Genomic DNA, 1,193 nt, shown 5'->3' on the forward strand with positions numbered 1-1,193 from the left:
CTACTCGATGATTTTGGCGACGACGCCGGCGCCGACGGTGCGGCCGCCCTCGCGGATGGCGAAGCGCAGGCCCTCGTCCATGGCGATGGGGGCGATCAGGTGCACCTCCATCGTCACGTTGTCGCCCGGCATCACCATCTCGGTGCCCTGCGGCAGCACCACCTGCCCGGTCACGTCGGTGGTGCGGAAGTAGAACTGCGGGCGATAGTTGGTGAAGAACGGCGTGTGCCGCCCGCCCTCCTCCTTGGTCAGAATATAGGCCTCGGCCTTGAACTTGGTGTGCGGCGTGATCGAACCGGGTGCGGCCAGCACCTGCCCGCGCTCCACCTCCTCGCGCTTGGTGCCGCGCAGCAGCGCCCCGATGTTGTCCCCCGCCTCGCCCGAATCCAGCAGCTTGCGGAACATCTCCACCCCGGTCACCACCGTCTTCGTCGTCGGCCGCAGGCCGACAATCTCGACCTCGTCGTTGACCTTGATCACCCCGCGCTCGACCCGGCCCGTCACCACCGTGCCGCGGCCCGAAATCGTGAACACGTCCTCGATCGGCATCAGGAACGGCTTGTCCTTCGGCCGCGCCGGCTGCGGAATCGTCTCGTCCACCGCCTGCATCAGCTTCAGCACCGCATCCTTGCCCAGCTCGGGGTTCTTGCCCTCCAGCGCCATCAGCGCCGAGCCCCGGATGATCGGGATCTTGTCCCCCGGGAACTCGTACTTGTTCAACAGCTCCCGCACCTCCAGCTCGACCAGGTCCAGCAGCTCCGGGTCCTCGACCATGTCGCACTTGTTCAAAAACACCACCAGCGCCGGCACACCCACCTGCCGCGCCAGCAGAATGTGCTCGCGCGTCTGCGGCATCGGCCCGTCCGCCGCCGACACCACCAGAATCGCCCCGTCCATCTGCGCCGCACCCGTGATCATGTTCTTCACGTAGTCGGCGTGCCCCGGGCAGTCGACATGCGCGTAGTGCCGCTTCTCCGTCTCGTACTCGACATGCGCCGTGTTGATCGTGATCCCGCGGGCCTTCTCCTCCGGCGCCTTGTCGATCTGGTCGTACGCCATGAACTGCGCCTTGCCCTGCTCCGCCAGAACCTTCGTGATCGCCGCCGTCAGCGACGTCTTCCCGTGGTCCACGTGCCCAATCGTCCCAATGTTGCAGTGCGGCTTGGTCCGCTCAAACTTCGCCTTCGTCATTG

General features: G+C 66.1%; 1 protein-coding gene. It reads right to left on the reverse strand.

What is annotated here, in order from left to right:
* Complete coding sequence (gene tuf, locus VF202_15935) at positions 1 to 1,191, reverse strand: elongation factor Tu (GenBank protein ID HEX7041608.1); 1,191 nt, start codon at positions 1,189 to 1,191, stop codon at positions 1 to 3.
* Positions 1,192 to 1,193 lie beyond the last annotated feature (2 nt).

The sequence above is a fragment of the Trueperaceae bacterium genome (assembly GCA_036381035.1).
Taxonomy (GTDB): domain Bacteria; phylum Deinococcota; class Deinococci; order Deinococcales; family Trueperaceae; genus DASRWD01.

Bases quoted from the DNA above. Each gene is read 5' to 3' on its own strand.
- tuf (HEX7041608.1), bottom strand. From the start codon at position 1,191: ATGACGAAGGCGAAGTTTGAGCGGACCAAGCCGCACTGCAACATTGGG.